At 60.3% G+C, this 17,183-nt stretch carries 14 protein-coding genes and 1 tRNA gene; 6 read left to right on the forward strand and 9 right to left on the reverse strand.

Features of this window, described 5'->3' with window-relative positions:
• Nucleotides 1–25 precede the first annotated feature (25 nt).
• From HMPREF2617_RS10135 to HMPREF2617_RS10150, 4 genes are all read left to right on the forward strand, one after another.
• On the forward strand, nucleotides 26–1,174 hold the full coding sequence (locus HMPREF2617_RS10135; RefSeq protein ID WP_070840644.1) for a metallophosphoesterase family protein: 1,149 nt from the start codon (nucleotides 26–28) through the stop codon (nucleotides 1,172–1,174).
• 2 nt (nucleotides 1,175–1,176) lie between these two features.
• Nucleotides 1,177–3,846 (forward strand): AAA family ATPase, encoded by a 2,670-nt coding sequence (locus HMPREF2617_RS10140; RefSeq protein WP_070840645.1) that lies wholly within the window; start codon nucleotides 1,177–1,179, stop codon nucleotides 3,844–3,846.
• Nucleotides 3,847–3,857: 11 nt separating this feature from the next.
• The gene (locus tag HMPREF2617_RS10145) at nucleotides 3,858–4,331 is read left to right on the forward strand and encodes a MarR family winged helix-turn-helix transcriptional regulator (RefSeq protein WP_070569867.1); all 474 of its coding nucleotides are present in this window, start codon (nucleotides 3,858–3,860) and stop codon (nucleotides 4,329–4,331) included.
• Nucleotides 4,332–4,402: 71 nt separating this feature from the next.
• Nucleotides 4,403–4,618: a PspC domain-containing protein gene (locus HMPREF2617_RS10150; protein WP_070421825.1), complete on the forward strand. Its 216-nt coding sequence runs from the start codon at nucleotides 4,403–4,405 to the stop codon at nucleotides 4,616–4,618.
• 84 nt (nucleotides 4,619–4,702) lie between these two features.
• Here HMPREF2617_RS10150 and HMPREF2617_RS10155 read toward each other — a convergent pair whose 3' ends face one another.
• The 9 genes from HMPREF2617_RS10155 to HMPREF2617_RS10200 form a co-directional block, all read right to left on the reverse strand.
• Nucleotides 4,703–6,316, reverse strand: a complete 1,614-nt coding sequence (locus HMPREF2617_RS10155) for an alpha/beta fold hydrolase (protein WP_070840646.1) — start codon at nucleotides 6,314–6,316, stop codon at nucleotides 4,703–4,705.
• Between the two features lie 72 nt (nucleotides 6,317–6,388).
• On the reverse strand, nucleotides 6,389–6,847 hold the full coding sequence (locus HMPREF2617_RS10160; protein ID WP_070450152.1) for a hypothetical protein: 459 nt from the start codon (nucleotides 6,845–6,847) through the stop codon (nucleotides 6,389–6,391).
• Nucleotides 6,848–6,864: 17 nt separating this feature from the next.
• Nucleotides 6,865–7,398 carry a YceI family protein gene (locus HMPREF2617_RS10165; RefSeq protein ID WP_070421828.1) on the reverse strand — a complete coding sequence of 178 codons (534 nt, stop codon included), beginning with the start codon at nucleotides 7,396–7,398 and terminating at the stop codon, nucleotides 6,865–6,867.
• A gap of 63 nt (nucleotides 7,399–7,461) precedes the next feature.
• On the reverse strand, nucleotides 7,462–8,382 hold the full coding sequence (locus HMPREF2617_RS10170; RefSeq protein WP_141763051.1) for a CPBP family intramembrane glutamic endopeptidase: 921 nt from the start codon (nucleotides 8,380–8,382) through the stop codon (nucleotides 7,462–7,464).
• Nucleotides 8,383–8,817: 435 nt separating this feature from the next.
• Nucleotides 8,818–8,891, reverse strand: a tRNA-Arg gene (locus tag HMPREF2617_RS10180).
• A gap of 241 nt (nucleotides 8,892–9,132) precedes the next feature.
• A complete protein-coding gene (locus HMPREF2617_RS10185; protein WP_070421831.1) occupies nucleotides 9,133–9,813 on the reverse strand; it encodes a LutC/YkgG family protein in 681 nt (226 codons plus the stop codon).
• Nucleotides 9,814–11,337 (reverse strand): LutB/LldF family L-lactate oxidation iron-sulfur protein, encoded by a 1,524-nt coding sequence (locus tag HMPREF2617_RS10190; RefSeq protein WP_070421863.1) that lies wholly within the window; start codon nucleotides 11,335–11,337, stop codon nucleotides 9,814–9,816.
• Between the two features lie 23 nt (nucleotides 11,338–11,360).
• The gene (locus HMPREF2617_RS10195) at nucleotides 11,361–12,146 is read right to left on the reverse strand and encodes a (Fe-S)-binding protein (protein ID WP_070421832.1); all 786 of its coding nucleotides are present in this window, start codon (nucleotides 12,144–12,146) and stop codon (nucleotides 11,361–11,363) included.
• A gap of 88 nt (nucleotides 12,147–12,234) precedes the next feature.
• Nucleotides 12,235–13,917 carry an L-lactate permease gene (locus tag HMPREF2617_RS10200; RefSeq protein WP_070482780.1) on the reverse strand — a complete coding sequence of 561 codons (1,683 nt, stop codon included), beginning with the start codon at nucleotides 13,915–13,917 and terminating at the stop codon, nucleotides 12,235–12,237.
• A 205-nt stretch (nucleotides 13,918–14,122) separates the two neighbouring features.
• On the opposite strand from HMPREF2617_RS10200, the gene argS reads away from it, so the two are divergent.
• Nucleotides 14,123–15,784 carry an arginine--tRNA ligase gene (argS, locus tag HMPREF2617_RS10205; RefSeq protein ID WP_070421834.1) on the forward strand — a complete coding sequence of 554 codons (1,662 nt, stop codon included), beginning with the start codon at nucleotides 14,123–14,125 and terminating at the stop codon, nucleotides 15,782–15,784.
• Nucleotides 15,784–17,148: a diaminopimelate decarboxylase gene (gene lysA / locus HMPREF2617_RS10210; RefSeq protein WP_070452195.1), complete on the forward strand. Its 1,365-nt coding sequence runs from the start codon at nucleotides 15,784–15,786 to the stop codon at nucleotides 17,146–17,148. Before argS ends, lysA begins: the two co-directional genes overlap by 1 nt.
• Nucleotides 17,149–17,183 lie beyond the last annotated feature (35 nt).

The raw sequence follows: 17,183 nt of genomic DNA on the forward strand, positions 1-17,183 counted from the left end.
TGATGGGGTGGTAGTTGTTGTGGGTATGACGCGCACGACATTCATTCACACCTCCGACCTGCAGTTGGGCATGACAAGGAAGTTCCTGTCCGCCGACGCCCAATCGCGTTTCAATGAAGCCCGGCTCCGCGCGGTAACGCGCCTCGGCGAGATCGCCGAAGAGCGCGGGGCTGAATTTATCGTGGTTGCAGGCGACGTGTTCGAACACAATTCGCTCAAGCGCGAAACGCGGGGGCGCGCACTCGAAGCATTGCGGCATCTCCCGGTGCCGGTGTATCTGTTGCCGGGAAACCACGATCCGTTGGTGGCGGATTCCATCTTTAATTTCACCTCTGACATTGAGGGGGTGACGGTTTTGGGAGACTCCACACCCGTGGAGGTCTCAGATGGCGTGGAGATTGTCGGTGCGCCACTGCTGGCCAAGCATGCCTCCGAGGATTTGTGCGCGAAGGCGATTCGGGATCTAGAGCCGACAGAAAACGTGCGCATTTTGGTGGGTCACGGCCAGGCGGAAGGCTATGGCACCGAGGAGACGGCGGCGCTTATCGACATTGCCAAACTAGATGCGGCAATCGGTCGCGGCGTGATCGATTACGTGGCGTTGGGAGATACCCACTCCACGCAATCACTGTCGGACTCAGGTCGAGTGTGGTTCTCCGGCTCCCCGGAAACCACCGACTACTTCGACCGTTCACCTGGCGCGAAGGGCGGGGAAGTGGATTCCGGCAACGCGCTAGTCGTGACCGTGGAGAAGGACAGTCTGACATCCACGGTCGAAGTTGAGAAGGTTCCGGTTGGCACCTGGACGTTCGAAGCACGCTTCTGGGAGGTCAACGATGCCGACGATGTTGCCGCGGTTATCGACGATCTGAAGGCCTATCCTGCGAAGGATCGGACTGTGATCAAGTATGCGCTCTCCGGCACGCTTGGCCTGGAAGCAACCCGTACGTTGCAACGAGAGTTAGACGAGTTAGAGCCGGTCTTTGCCGCTCTCTACGAGCGGGAGCGGTTGATGAGCCTGCACCTCGAGCCAGACGAGGAAGAGCTAGAGAACTTGCCGCTGACGGGTTACGCCAAGGAGGCGATGCGCGAGCTTATAGGTGTTGCTGGCGATGAGGCTACAGCGCGCGATGCCGTGAACTTGTTGTTCCGTCTGTCTAAGGAGGTCCACTAATCATGCGTATCCATTCGCTGACCCTCGACAATGTTCGTGCGATTGAGCACCTGGAGCTGCGTGACCTGCCGGATACAGGCGTCATCGTTGTCCACGGACGCAACGAGGCCGGCAAGTCGACCATCTTGGACGCGCTTGATGCAGTACTCAACGAGCGTCACACTGGCGGCGGCAAGAAGATTCGCGCTCTTGCACCCGCAGGACGTGACGAATCACCAGAGGTAGAACTCAACGCCACGATTGGCGGCACCACGTTTACCGTGCGCAAGCGATGGCTCAAGGGAAAGAAATCAGAGCTGACGGTGCACACGCCGGTCCGCGCTAACTTCACCGGCCGCGAAGCCGACGATGAGCTTTTGCGGATCCTGGACGAGCACCTGGATACAGCGCTTACTCAGACGCTGTTTCTCCGCCAGGGGGACCTCGATCCAGCGATCGCTGCTGCCGGTATCCCGACGATCTCTCGTGCCCTTGACGCGGAAGCCGGAGAAGGCGAAACCGGTGAGGAAGATTCAGACCTCGCCCGCGCCATTGATGCCGAATACGGAAAATATTGGACCAACGCGCAGCCACCGAAGAAGAAAGCACCCTATGCGGCGTTGTTTACCGCCGTAGAGGATGCCCGCGAGAAGCTGCGAACACACGAAGCGGAAGTGCAGCAGCTGTCGCAGTACGTCGATGAGGTTGAGCGACGCAAGAGTGAGATCGACAGCATCGACAAGGAACTGCCTGATGCCGAGCAAGAGTTGCGTGAGCGCGAGCAGGCAAGCGCTGCGGCGAACCAGGTCCGCGATAAGGCAGCTACCGCCCAGGAGCGCCTCGAGCGAGCGACGATCACTCGCAAACGTGCTGAGCAGGATGTAGCAGACCGCAACGCCCTGAAGAAGCGCGTGGAGTTGGTCAAACATGAGGAAGCTCAGCTCCGTGAAGAGATTGAGCCTGCACGAAAAGCCCGTAACGAGGAAGGGGAGAAGATAGCAACCCTTCTTGCGGATGTCGAGGGCGCGAAGACACGACTTACAGACGCACGCACTGCATCCAAACATGCAGAGACCTTGCGGGATCTTGCACGGGCGAAGCGTCGCCTCAAGACCATCAACGAGCAGCTCGAACGCATTGGCACGGTAGAGCAGGCGTATAAAGAACTGCTCTCCAACGCGCCAGAGCGCGACGTCACTGACAAACACATTCGGGACCTTGAACAGGCAGAAAACGAGGTCACACTCCAGCGCCGTCTGCGCGACGCATCCTCGGCAAAACTAGAGATCACCGCAGATCATGCGACGATCACTGTCGATGGCGATGATCGCCCCATCAACGGTACGGAAACCGTCGCGGTCTTCGAGGGCTCCACGTTGCAGTTGGGTGAATTCGGCGTGGTGTTCCGCGCAGCCCAAGGCACCGCAGATCCCCAAAGCGCCGTAGAGAAGGCAGAACGCGCATTTGCTGATGCACTTGCCGCCACCGGTTGCGACAGCGTTGATGAGGCCCGTGCCGCCCGCGACGCCACTCAGGAGTACGCCTCCGAGCTCAAGGTGGCGCGCCAGCGTCTCGACGACACCCTCGCCGGTGCATCCGCCGACGAACTGCGTGCCGAGCGGACCAAACTGTCGGCACAGGCTGAAGAGTTTGCGGCAGCGCTGAAAGACACTGCTGCATCCGATGCCGTAGCGGAGGTGGACGAAGCAGACGCAGAGGAAGCGTTGCGCGAGGCGCAAAAGGCGCTCGCTAGCGCAGAACGTGACGTGGACGCTGCCGAAGCCGCACTGAAACCCTACGCAGACAAAACCGCAGCACACACGCTGACCGTCCTGGAGACCCGTCTGGAGGCAAAAACAGCAGAAGCCTCTGCAGCAGCCGCGGAACTGTCCCGTGCGGAGGAAACAACACGTGCCGAAGATTTGGACAAAACTCTCCAGCAAGCGCGTGAAGACGAAACCGAATCCCAACAGGTTGTTGACGCGCTAAAGGCGGAATTGGCGGAAGCGGATCCCGAATTCGCCGCATCCCTGCTGGAGGGAGCCACCACACGTCTGAGCAATCTGGAGAAGCGCAAGAACGATGCACAGAACCGAATCCGCGAGCTCACCGGATACATCGACATGGCCACCGGTACTGCCGAGCAAGCCGACCATGCTGCTGCGGAGCTCGAGATCGCCCAAGCCGCCCTTGACCGTGCAACGCGACGGGCAGAGGCGGTGAAACTCCTACGCGAGACTATGCACCGCCACCGCGACGTTGCCCGTTCGCGCTACGCGGCGCCGTTTAATGCCGCAGTGCGCGAGCGTGCCCGAATCCTGTTCGGCCCGAGCGTAGATTTCAACTATGGCGATGACCTGACGATTACGGACCGCACCGTCGATGGCGTCACGGTGCCACTCGATCAACTCTCGGGAGGCACCAAGGAGCAGTTAGCAATCCTGACCCGCTTTGCCATCGCAGACCTGGTGTCCGGAGAGGGGACAGGTGCTCCTGTGCCGGTAGTTGTTGATGACGCGTTGGGTGCGACCGACCCGGAGCGCCTCGCTCGCATGAACTCGCTATTTAGCCAGGTAGGCAAGCACTCACAGGTGCTCGTGCTCACGTGTTTCCCGCAACGATTCGACCGCGTATCGGCTGCACGGACCTACGCAGTGGATGACTTAAAGGGGATTCATAAGGGGATTGGATAACATCATCGGTTATGGCTACTCAACCGCGCTGGCTTACTGAGGACGAGCAACACCTCTGGCGACTGATCCTGGCTGCCTCGAAGAAGGTAAATAACGCCATCGATGAGCGGCTGCAGGAAACCGCAGCCATGTCTGCTCCCGAGTTCTCAATCCTGGTGGTGCTTTCCGAAGCCCCAGAACGGACAATGCGACTGCGCGAACTGTGTGCCGAGCTGCAATGGGACCGCTCGCGTGCGTCGCACCAGGTCACACGCATGGAAAAGCGCGGATTGGTGTCGAAGAAGGTGTGTCCGGGCGATGCGCGCGGCGTATTGGTGACTATCACCGATGAAGGCTTCACACGCCTGGAATCTGCAGTGCCGGATCACGTCGAAACCGTCCGCCGTCTGATCTTTGATCAACTGACAGACGAGCAAAGGGACGTGCTTCAAACCTGGCTGAACGATGTCATTGCGGCCGACCCACGAACCCCTGACGGTTCGTAAAAATATCGCAACATGTTTCCAGAACCATTGCCGGAGCGAGGGAAGCGGAGTTTGATGGAGGCATGTCTTATATGAATAGCTCCCAGAACTTTAGTAACACTCCGAAGCGACTTGAACGGTCAATGACTGATAAGTACATCGCGGGCGTATGCGGTGGCATAGCGAAATACTTCGGGGTGGACTCCACCCTCGTTCGCGTGGTCTTCATCCTGCTGGTACTCGCCGGGGTAATGCCGGGCCTGTTGGCATACATCGTTGCTTGGATGATCATGCCGGCAGAGTTCTAAAACACAGAGTTTTAGAAAATAATGCAGCCCGTGATGTGGTTCGTCGCTACGAACTCCATCACGGGCTGACGCCTATGCGCGGGGCTATCCCTGGTTGAAGTACCCCGGCTGATCAACCGGTCCAAGGTTGCCGGTGCGCAGGTATTCGACAACCTGACGGTCGACAGCCTGGTTGCCGCGCCCGACGTGACCGTGGCCCGGGCCGTGAACCGTCACCACGTGCGAGCCCATCGGCTGGGCGATGCCGAAGCGTCCCGCATACATGGTTTGCGGATCACGCGTGGCGTTGATCTGCAGTGGACGAGTCTTCAGCTTCGAACCGTTGAGCGCCACCTTGCCCGTGACTGGCGCTGCGCCGTTGCAGGTCACACCAGAGCCGAACTGCAGAGCAGGGGCGGTGATGACCTCGCCGGTCTGGTTGGCCCAAAACGCTTCCGGAATAAGGCCGTAGTCCGGCGCAGCGATGTTCTCGTTGCAGGTCTGCACGGCGAGCAACTCGTTGCGGGCGATGGACTCGTCTTGGAGGAACTTCATCAACTCAGGCGCCGGCTTGGCCTGGTCTTGCTTTAGCGAGCCATTGGTGAGCCGTGCAAGCGAGTCCCAGTCCGCAGGCGAGGGCAGCACATTGCGAGTGGCCAGCAGCAGCGGTGATGACACCTGGTTCGCACCCGGGTTGAGCATGCGGGAGATAATGCCTTCGCCCTCTACACGGGCCTTGCCGGCAGCCGACATAGCGTCTGCGCCCGCTTGGCCGGCAAACGCGAGTGCAGGCGGAAGGTCGCCCACACGGGCTGGCGGTGGGGTCACGGTCGGGTTAGTGCCGGACTGTGCGACGACCACGTTCGACCAGTACTGGTACGCCTTCAGTGGGGTATTGCCCATGCGGTACTTTGCGTCGTTTGCGGCGACCCACGCGAAGTACTCGTTTAGTGCACGTTCGTAGCCGCCCTTTTGGTCCAGCAGGATCTTCGACCACTGGTCGTTCGGGTTCATCGCGGAGTCGAGGACGACCTTGTCGGTGCGGTTGGGGAACATCGACGCGTACGCCGAGCCCAAGTACGTGCCGTACGACAAGCCCATGATTGAGATGGTGTCGTATCCAAGCGCCCAGCGGACCATGTCCCAGTCACGGGCGTTGTTGTAGGTGGTGATCGTCTTGGTGTAGCCCGGACGAGGCTTCTCGCACAGTTCGCGGGTGAGTCCGCCTTGGGTGACCGTGGCGTCCCATGTCAGCTTCGCTATGTCGGCAGGGCCGTTCATTGCAGGGTCAGCGCACTTCAACTGAGTAGAACCAATCAGGCCACGCGGTTGTACCGCTACGAGATCCCACTCGTTGCGCATCTCCTGCGGCCACTTCATGCCTTCGTTCATGCCGAAGAAGCTGTAAGCATCGCCACCAGGCCCGCCTGGGTTGCCGAAGATCGCGCCACGACGTGCACCCGGATTTTGAGCCGGGATCTTGATAAAGCCAACGGAAATGTCGCCAGCCTTGGGGTTGTCGTAGTGCATGGGCACCAAAATGCGGCCGCACTGTGCGCCCTTGGCATCAACGTAGAACGGGCACGACTCCCACGTAATGACAGGGGAAGTCGGCTGCGCGTGAGCAGGGGTTGCGGTCAGTGGTGACAAGGTGAGTGCCAGCGCGCCGAGTGCTGCAGCACTTCGCTTGACGACGCGTCTCGTGACCGACTTCAACATAGCCAGGCTCCTTTTCTCCATACCTAAGGTTTCGCTTAACCGAATCTACCGGAGTTGTCAGCTATCGCCACGCTACGCGCCGATTCTTTCGCGAATTGCACGCTGCACGTGGTCTTGATCCGCCACGGCAACGAGGCAGTCATCTGCATTGCGGACACAGATGCGCACCGTGGGCCCGCCGAGGGTGAACGCGTCCGCATCGGCGTAGCGGTCCGGCTGGTCGGTCAGCATGGCAATACCGGTGAAGTGGATCAGGCTGGGTTCTTCTCCGGGGCGCACGTCCTTGATGTCCGAATATGAGATGGTTCTGGATCGGCTGCCAAGGGTGGTGGTGAGGGAGTCGTGGTCAAGAACCAGCGCCACTTTGCGGGAGAAAATCCAGAGCCCCCAAAGCACCACCACGAATCCAAACAACAGCGCACCGTAGAGTTCGCCGCTCAACGCTGCAACGACGACTGCCACAATGACGAAACCCGCGACGAATGCCGCGGGTAGACCGCCTGGATGGCGGGTAAACACTTTCCGCTCCATGGCGGCGAGTATAAGGCCTACTGCTTGATGCCGGAGCCTTCGATCTCGATGCCGACCTTCTCGCTGACCAGCATGCCGCCGGAGTTCAGCGGTGCCTGGAAGTCGATGCCGAAGTCCGTGCGGTTAATGGTGGTGCGAGCTTCGAAGCCGATGCGTGTGTTGCCGAACGGATCCTCTTCGACGCCAAACGTCTCGACGTCAAACGTGATCGGCTTGGTGGTGCCCTTGATGGTGAGGTCGCCAGTGACGGAGCCGTTTCCCGACTCATCGATGTTGAACTCGGTGGCGGTGAACGTCATTTCCGGGTGCTTGTCGACGGCGAAGAAGTCGTCGCCACGCACATGCTCATCACGATCAGCGTTGTTCGTATCGACGCTCGCGGTGCGCACAGTGCCCGTCGCGGTGCTCTCGGCCGGGTTCTCGGCGATGGTTAGTGTTGCATCGAAGTCGGTGAACTCGCCGCGGACTTTGGTCACCATCGCGTGGCGCACGGTGAAGCCGATGGTGGAGTGGGCAGGGTCGAGGTTGTAAGTACCGGTCAGGTTAGTCATTGCGTCTCCTTTATTCGATGTCGTTACGTGTGGCGCCGACTGTAACGGAGTAATGGTGACACGTCAACAATTGTTTGACCGGCAATTTGCTGGTTGAGAAGTAGCTCGCTTAATGAGCAGATACGCTCCGGCGGTCGCCGCCACGGTGGCCACTACAGAGATCGCAAGATCGCTTGACGACGACACCGCCAAGTCAACCCCGTCCACACCGAATGCGTCCGGCGCGTAGGCGAACGTGTTGCCAACGGCGTGCACCGCAGCCGCCGCTTCAATACCACCGGTTGTGTGAGTGAGGAAGGTGGCGCACAGCGCGAACACGGTAACGCTGACCATGCCTTGCCATTCGTAGTGGTGGCCTGACAAGAAAAACAGCAGCGGAATCAAGTACGCAATCACGGCGAGGGAGAACCACTGGCCGGTGATCTGCACAAGCGAGCCGCGGAAAAAGAGTTCCTCGGACAGCGACTGGAGCGGTGCCATCGCGACGATGACGGCCAGTGCAGCGACATTCATAGGAGTAAAAGTCGCCTGGGACCGGTCCGAGATAACCACCGCGTAGATGCCCTCGGCGCCGAGGAACAGCAGGGCGGGTAGCAAGGCGAGCCCGAAGTTGCGCCACCTAAAGCGCAGTTCCCTGGACCACAGCGCACGGGGGTCGCGGCCTGTCACTCGGGCAGCGATGAACCCCGCGGGGATCATCGCCACCCACCCAATAAATGTTGCAGCTGCGAGATACGGATGCTCCAAAAACGAGTATTCCGCGAACGCGCTGACCTCAGGATGGGCGATCTTCTCGTACAGGTAGAACAGGCCGATCGCCGCGCTCGTTAGCGTGACCAAAAGCACCAGAGCGATGACGAGTTCAATCAACGGACGCCACCATGCCGGCCGGGGTGGAGTGGGGTTGTCAGTGTTGGGCGGTGTGGCGGGTCGTCGATACGCGCGTCCGAGGAGGTGGTAGGCGATGGATGTCGAAGCGTTCAAGATGTCACCTTTATTGCTACTCGTCGTGTTTCTTATCCCAGCGATACCTGCGGAGGTCAAAGATTGGCAAAATGACGATGTAGTAGACCCCCAGTGTCCACGCGGCCGGTTTGAGTAAGTTGCTTAGGTTGAAATTATCCCTGTCAACAGGAAACACGATATACATGGCGGGGACGGCCAAGGGGACGATCACGAATCTCTGCCACCATGGCGGAACCCATGGCGCTCCATTCTCTTCTCTTGCGGCAAGTGCGCCGCCAAAGCCCATTTCGAACCGAGAGCCCATTCCGAAGCCTCCTGACAACAAAAAGTCTAATACCGCCCGCGTGTCAACGGGCGCGACAAGGAGAGGGCTGCGAACTTGCACTCCCGGAACGACCCCACGAACAAAAATCTCGAGACACCGAAGGAACGATGTCTCGAGATAACACAGCGTGTCCCCGACAGGATTCGAACCTGCGACCTTTGGTACCGGAAACCAATGCTCTAATCCACTGAGCTACGGAGACAATGCCGATCACACTAGCACCCCGTGTGTGGGCAGAAGAAATTGGTGCAGCGCTTCACGACGAAACCCTCAGGACACTCTCAGCCACACGCCATGGTTTCTCAACACCGGTGTTTCATAATGATTGTGCGCCGCGGGAACGGCGTGACACGGGAAACAATGACAGCGAAATGGCCGGCCCCAAAAGGGACCGGCCATTTCGTGTATCTCGCCCCGGCGAAGGCGCCGGGGAAGAGGGAGTGTTACTTCACGACCATGACGATGAGGTCACGCGGGCCGTGCACGCCTTCGACGCGCACGAGCTCGATGTCAGAAGTAGCGGACGGGCCAGAAATCATCGTGGCCGGGTGCTCCGGGTTGATACGGGCGATCATCTCTGGCACACCGTAGACCACGGAATTTGCACGCACGATGCAGATGTGGCGGTCCGGAACCAGAGACAGCGCGCGGCGGCCGCACACGTCGCCAGCCTCCAGCACGATCGAGCCGGTCTGCGCGGAGGTGACGTGGGAATCCGTCACCACGGCGTCCACATCGCCCAGCGCACGCGGATCCGACGTGACGTCATCCGGACGGGCAGTGCCGGAGAAACCGTCGAACAGGGAGGCATCCAGGCCCGGTGCGTAGACAACGTCCTTGCACTTGCGGTCTGCAAGCACCTTCAGCAGGTCGTCGCCAAGCGTCTGCTCGGTGGTTTCCACAACGTCAGCCTTGTAGTCCACAAGACGGTCGATAAGGATTTCGCGCAGCTCGTCGCCCTTGATGTCGGACGTGGTGCGGTACTCGCGGACCACCTCGACATGCTCCGGAACATTAGAGAGCTTGTGGGCGTTGCGGATGCGCTTGAGAATCTCGCGCTTCGCAGCCTCGTTACGGGAGTCGCGGGCGGGGGAGCCTGCAGCATTACCAGTAGTGGTAGTCATTTACTTCTCCTCCTCGATCGGCTTGGTGTTGACCTTCTGGCCGTTCGGAATGCCCTGCTCACGTGCCTCGGACAGCAGACGCTTCGCCTCGTCCGTCTCCCACCACTGGCGGAAGGACTTCTTCGGCGGCACCGCAACATCGCGGTAGCCAGTCCAGCCGGAGATTGGAGGCGGCATGGTCTCGATCTTGCCGTTAAAGCCGCCGAGCACACGACCAAGCGCAACCATGCGGACCAGACGGTTCCACACATTGCTGCGACCCCAGACCTGTGCCAGCGACGCGAACGCGGCCTGCTCCATGCGGTTCGGCTCGTTCTTCGCCTTCTGGTAGCGCAGCTCCAACAGAATGTCGGTGATCGGGATCTTCACCGGGCAAACCTCGTTGCAGCGACCACACAGCGAGGATGCGTACGGCAGGGAACCGTTCGGGTCATCGGACGAGTCGATACCTGTGAGCTGCGGGGTCAGGATTGCACCAATCGGGCCCGGGTAGGTGGAGCCGTAGGAGTGGCCGCCGGCACGCTCGTAGACCGGGCACACGTTCAAGCAAGCCGAGCAGCGGATGCACTTGAGTGCCTCGCGGCCGATCTCGTTAGACATTGCGGCGGTACGACCGTTGTCCAGCAGAACAATGTGGAAGTTCTGCGGGCCGTCGCCCTCGGTCACACCGGACCACAGGGAGGTGTACGGGTTCATGCGCTCGCCAGTGGAGGAGCGTGGCAGCAGCTGTAGGAACACACCGAGGTCATCGAAGCTCGGCAGGAGCTTCTCAATGCCCATCACGGTGATAAGCGTCTCCGGCAGCGTCAGGCACATACGGCCGTTACCCTCAGACTCGACGATGGAGACGGTGCCAGTGTCGGCGCAACCGAAGTTAGCGCCGGAGATGGCAACCTTTGCCTCCATGAACTGCTGGCGCAGGTACTGACGTGCAGCCTCTGCAAGCTCCGCAGGTTCCTGAGTCAGCGTCTCGTCAGTGTTCGGCATCTTCGCGGCGAAGATGTCGCGGATCTCCGCACGGTTGCGGTGGATCGCCGGGACGAGAATATGGGACGGGAAGTCCTCGCCGAGCTGCACAATAAGCTCAGCCAGGTCGGTCTCCTGAGCGAAGATGCCGGCTTTTTCCAGCTCGTCGTTCAGAGCGATTTCCTGGGTTGCCATGGACTTGATCTTGACGACCTTGTCCTCACCAGTCTCCTTGATCAGGCCCTGGATGATCTCGTTGGCTTCCTTGGAGTCGCGAGCCCAGTGGACGTGGCCACCGCGCTTGGTCACGTTCTCCTCGAACTGCTCAAGCAGCTCGGGCATACGTGCCGCAACGTCGCGCTTAATGGTGGAGCCTGCTTCGCGCAGCTGCTGCCAGTCATCCAGCTCGTCGACAACGTTCTGACGCTTCACACGAATGGTCGTGGTGGCGTACTGGTAATTACGGCGCTTGGTGACGTCGTTAAGTTCGTGGTGCGCAGCCTTCTGGAACTTCTCCTTGCCGCGCAGGTGAGCCGGGCCGTTGGCAAACGGCGGCATCGTGGGCTGTCCGAGTGCAACCTTCACAGCATCTTCTCCTTCGTGTACACCGCAGACGTCGGGGTCAGCGGGTGCTCCTTGGTGGAGGCGAGGATCTCAGCCATGTGCACGGCACGAATGCCTTGGTGCTGGCGAGACAGTGCACCACCAATGTTCATCAAGCAAGAGGAGTCACCAGCGGTGACAAACTCCGCCTGGGTCTCCTTGATGTGGCGGACCTTGTCGGACACCATCGCGGAAGACACCTCAGGCATCTTCACAGAGAATGTGCCGCCGAAACCGCAGCACTCCTCGGAGTTCGGCAGATCCACAAGCTCAAGGCCCTCAACGTGGCGCAGCAGCTCGGTCGGACGGTCGCCGACCTTAAGGAAGCGCAGGGAGTGGCAAGAGGAGTGGTAGGTCACGCGGTGCGGGAAGAATGCGCCCACGTCGTAGGTGCCGGCGACATCAACGATGAATTCGGAGAGATCGTAGGTCTTCTTCGAGGCGATCTTTGCGCCGTCGACAAGCGCCTTGGAGCCGAAACGCTCCGCAAGCTCGACGTGCTGCTCGCGGACAGCGCCCGCGCAGGAGCCCGAAGGAGCCACAACGTAGTCAATCGACGAGTCTGCAAAGGCATCGACGTACGTCTCAATGATTGGGACGGCTTGTTCTTTGTAGCCAGTGTTGACGTGCATCTGGCCGCAGCAGGTTTGTTGCTCGGGGAAGACAACCTCATAGCCGAGACGGGAAAGCACAATGGCCGAGGCCTTATGCGCGTCAGGGAAGAGGGCGTCGCCGATACAAGTAGAAAACAGAGCTACTCGCATTTCGGGCTCCTATCATGGGAAATCTCAGGGAAAACGACGAAACTCCCGAGGTCACTTGGACCTCGGGAGCACCGTAAAAGGATGGCAGTTACGGAACGACCGGAGCAAGGACCTCTAGAACGTTCGACTGCAGAAAGACTATCACGCACACTGCGAGCAAGAAGCCGAAGGACCAGCCCACGACCTTCTTGAAAATCTCGGACTCCTTGCCCTCCATGCTCACCGCGGTAGCGGCAATTGCGAGGGACTGCGGGGAGATCATCTTGCCCACAACACCACCGGTGGTGTTAGCAGCCAGCATGAGGTCCGGGTTGAGGCCAAGGTTGTTCGCGGCGGTGACCTGAAGGTTGGCGAACAGGGCGTTGGCCGAGGTGTCGGAACCAGTCACAGCCACGCCGACCCAGCCAAGCATCGGAGCGAAGAACGCGAATGCCGGGCCGAGGTTGGCAAAGAACTCACCAATGGTCACGGTCTGACCCGAGTAGTTCATCACGTATGCCAGTGCGAGCACCAGCATGATGGTGACGGCGGACCAGCGCATCTTCCATGCGGTGTCCACGAACTCCTTACCAACTTGGCCCCAGGTGAGGCTGTAGCGACCGTTGTCGTTGAACACCATGTAGGCGATGGAGACGATGATGGCGGAAATGACCATCAGCGAGCCCGGGTTGTTGATGTAGGCGAATGAGTAGTCGGTGTTGACCGCCTCGCCCGCAGCATTGAGCAGCTGGCCATCGATGACTGGCCACGGGAACGAGATCTTGAACTGCTTGAGCCAGGTCGGAATCGTGGTGCCCAGGTTTGCCAGGCCGAACACGACAACGACGATTGCGTACGGCATGAGTGCCATCCAGACGCGGCTGCCGGTGAGCGCTTCAGTGTCGCCATCTTCGTCAGCGTACGGCTCGAGGCCGAGGCGCTCACGCATGGCTTCCACACCGCGCGGCTGCCAAAAACGCAGCAGCACAAACGCGGCGCCAAGTGCGACGATGCAGGCGATAACGTCAGTGAGCTGGTAGGCGAAGTGGTTGGAGGTCCACCACTGGGCGATCGCGAAAGCCAGACCGATGACACCTGCGGCCGGGGCAGTCTCCTTGACGCCACGGAAGCCGTCGATAAGCAGCGCAATGATGAACGGCACGAAGAACGCCAGAACCGGGGTCTGGTGGCCGACGATGGCGGCGATGTTCTCGGTCTGCTCCAGCGTACGACCACCCACGTCACCTGCGGTGGTAATCGGAATAGCGACGGCGCCGAATGCCACCGGAGCGGTGTTCGCAATAAGCACCACGGTGGCGGCCTTCAGTGGCGGGATGCCGAGCGCGAGAATCATCGTCGCGGTAATAGCAACCGGGGCACCGAAGCCGGCGAGGGCTTCAAGCAGGCCACCGAAGCAGAAAGCGATGAGCATCGCCTGGATGCGAACGTCACCGTTGCCCATCTTGTCGAACACAAGACGAAGGTCCTCGAAACGACCCGAAGCGACCGTGATCTGGTAGAACCAGATGGCCGTCAGGATGACGAATACGATGGGGAACAGGCCGAACAGGCCACCGCGGAACGCGGAAGAGATAGCAAACGCGGTCGGCATATGGAAGCCGAAGATGGCCACGAGAATTGCAACGATAAGTGCAACAAAACCCGAGGTGTGAGCGCGAGCTTTCACGCCGAGCAGCATGATGAAGAAGGTCAACAGCGGCAGGGTAGACACCAATGCCGACAGACCAGTGCTGCCACCGACTGCGTCGGTGAAGATTTGGAATTGGTCCATAAAACAGGGCTCTTTCGAGACAGGAACGGAAAAAGAAACGGGTGACCGTGGCCTCGGCGTGCGAGACCCGATGGGCTAAATATGCCAAACAAGGCAGCGAAGTGAAAAGATTTGCCCCTCAAGGGGGATGTGAATTAGCGCACTTTGCGTATCGACGACCATCCGTATGCGCCCGTGTCAAAGCCCTCAATTACACTGCATGCCCATGACGCCAGCAGAACTTGCCACCACCGTAAAAGCCGCCGCAGAGCGCGTGCTTGCAGACCATGATCTCGACGCCTCTGTTGTCCCCGACACCGTGACTGTAGAGCGCCCGCGCAATCCGGAGCACGGCGACTACGCCACCAACATTGCACTGCAAGTGGCGAAGAAGGCGGGCACGAACCCGCGCGAACTCGCAGGCTGGCTTGCAGAGGTCTTGGCAGAGGACCCGGCCATCGCCGCCGCTGAGATCGCAGGGCCCGGCTTTATTAACCTGCGCCTCGCCGCAGACGCCCAGGGCCAGCTGGTAGCCAAGGTGCTCGAGGAGGGTGCCGCGTTTGGCAACTCCGACATCTACGCCGGCGAGAAGGTGAACCTGGAATTCGTCTCGGCGAACCCGACCGGCCCGATTCACCTCGGCGGTACCCGCTGGGCTGCGGTGGGTGACTCGCTGGGCCGCGTGCTTGAGGCTTCGGGCGCGAAGGTGACCCGCGAGTACTACTTCAACGACCACGGTGGCCAGATCGACCGCTTCGCGCGTTCGTTGGTTGCTGCTGCCAAGGGGGATCCAACCCCGGAGGATGGTTACGGGGGCGATTATATTCGCGAGATCGCTCAGGCGGTCGTCGAAAAGCAGCCCAATGCTCTCGAAGGCACTGATGCTGAAGTGCAGGAGACCTTCCGCGCTGCTGGCGTGGAGATGATGTTCGCGCAGATTAAGCAGTCGCTGCACGATTTCGGCGTGGACTTCGACGTGTACTTCCACGAGAACTCGCTGTTCGAATCGGGTGCGGTGGATAAGGCGATTGCCACCCTGAAGGAAAACGGCAACCTGTATGAGGCTGACAACGCGTGGTGGCTGCGCTCCTCTGACTTTGGCGACGACAAGGATCGTGTGGTGATCAAGTCCGACGGCGACGCGGCATACATCGCCGGCGACATCGCCTACGTTGCGGACAAGTTCGACCGCGACCACACACTTGCCATTTATATGTTGGGTGCGGACCACCACGGCTACATCGCACGTCTGAAGGCTGCGGCGCAGGCGCTGGGCTACAACGCGGACGCCGTCGAAGTGCTCATCGGCCAGATGGTCAACCTCGTGCGCGACGGCCAGGCGGTGAAGATGTCCAAGCGTGCAGGCACCGTGATCACGCTTGAGGATCTTGTCGACGCCATTGGCGTGGATGGCGCGCGCTACTCGCTGGTGCGCTCCTCTGTGGACTCCTCGCTGGATATCGACCTAGATCTGTGGACGAAGCAGTCCTCCGACAACCCCGTCTACTACGTCCAGTACGGCCACGCGCGCCTGTGCTCGATTGAGCGTAAGGCCAAGGAAGCCGGCGTGACGCTGCCCGACGTCGCGGACATCGACTTGGGCCTGCTGACCCACGAGAAGGAAGGTGACCTGATCCGCACGATCGGTGAGTTCCCTGCAGTCGTGCGCGCCGCCGCAGAGCTGCGCGAGCCGCACCGCATTGCCCGCTACACCGAAGAGTTGGCCAGCGCCTTCCACAAGTTCTACGACTCCTGCCAGATCCTGCCGAAGGCCGGCGAGGCGCCGGAGCCGATCCACACGGCACGTCTCGCACTTGCGATGGCGACACGCCAGGTGATTGCAAACGCGCTGGGCCTGATCGGCGTGAGCGCCCCGGAGCGGATGTAATGACTGTTTTCGTATCCACCCCGTACAGCACCGACGAGGGCGACTTCAACGAACTGCCCACACACGTTTGGCCGCGAAACGCCAAGCGTGAAGAAGACGGGGTAGTGACCATCGCTGGTGTGCCACTGCCTGAGATCGTCGCCGAATACGGCAGCCCGGTTGTCGTCGTGGATGAGGACGATTTCCGCTCTCGCTGCCGCGACATGGCGGAAGCATTCCGTGCGCCGGAAAATGTGCACTACGCGTCGAAGGCCTTTTTGACCCGACACATTGCACATTGGGTGGATGAGGAAGGTCTTGCCCTCGATGTGGCGAGTGAAAACGAGCTCCGCATCGCACTTGCAGCCGATTTCCCGCCGGAACGCATCACTGTTCACGGCAACAACAAGTCCGACGAGTTTCTGCGCCTATGCGTGGATTCGCGCGTGGGGCATGTGGTCATCGACTCTCACCAGGAGTTAGCGCAACTGGAAGCTGTCGCCCGCGAGGCCGGTGTCATCCAAGATGTGTTCATCCGAGTGAAGCCCGGCGTGGACGCGCACACGCACGAGTTCATTGCGACGAGCCACGAAGACCAGAAGTTCGGCATTTCCCTGGCCACTGGCGACGCACTTGCTGCGGCCGTGGCAGCAATTGACTCAGATTCGCTGCAGTTGACCGGCCTGCACTGCCACGTCGGCTCCCAGGTCTTCGACGCTGAAGGCTTCAAACTGGCTGCAGAGCGCGTGCTCGGCCTGTACGCAGAAGTGTGGAAGACCTGCGGTGTCGCGCTTGGCTACCTTGATCTGGGCGGCGGTTACGGCATTGCTTATATGTCAGGGGAGCAGCCGCTCGACGTCGCAGCGGTTGCGCGCGACCTGCTTGCCTCCGTGCAGGATGTCGCTGACGAGCTCGGCATCGCCGCGCCGACTGTGGTTGTGGAGCCGGGACGTGCGATTGCTGGTCCTTCTGCGGTGACGGTGTACACCGCGGGTGTGATTAAGGACGTCGATACTTCGTTCACTACATCTCGTCGCTACATCGCGGTCGATGGTGGCATGAGCGACAACATTCGCCCTGCGCTCTACGGGGCGCTTTACGACGCCCGCGTGGTCAACCGCTTCGTCGACGGTGACAACACCGATACCCGCCTGGTTGGTTCGCACTGTGAGTCCGGCGACATTCTCGTAGAGAATGCGAAGTGGCCGAATGATATTTCCTCCGGCGATCTCATTGCGTTGGCTGCGACTGGCGCGTACTGCTACTCCATGGCTTCGAATTACAACGCGTTTGGACGTCCGGCTGTCGTGTCTGTACGCGGCGGACAGATCACCCCGATGGTGCGCCGCGAGACCGTGGAAGACCTGTTGGCCCGCGAATATTAATTGACCTGAGTGCTTGCTTAAGCGATAGTAGACCA

The sequence above is a fragment of the Corynebacterium sp. HMSC070H05 genome (assembly GCF_001837615.1).
GTDB lineage: Bacteria > Actinomycetota > Actinomycetes > Mycobacteriales > Mycobacteriaceae > Corynebacterium > Corynebacterium coyleae.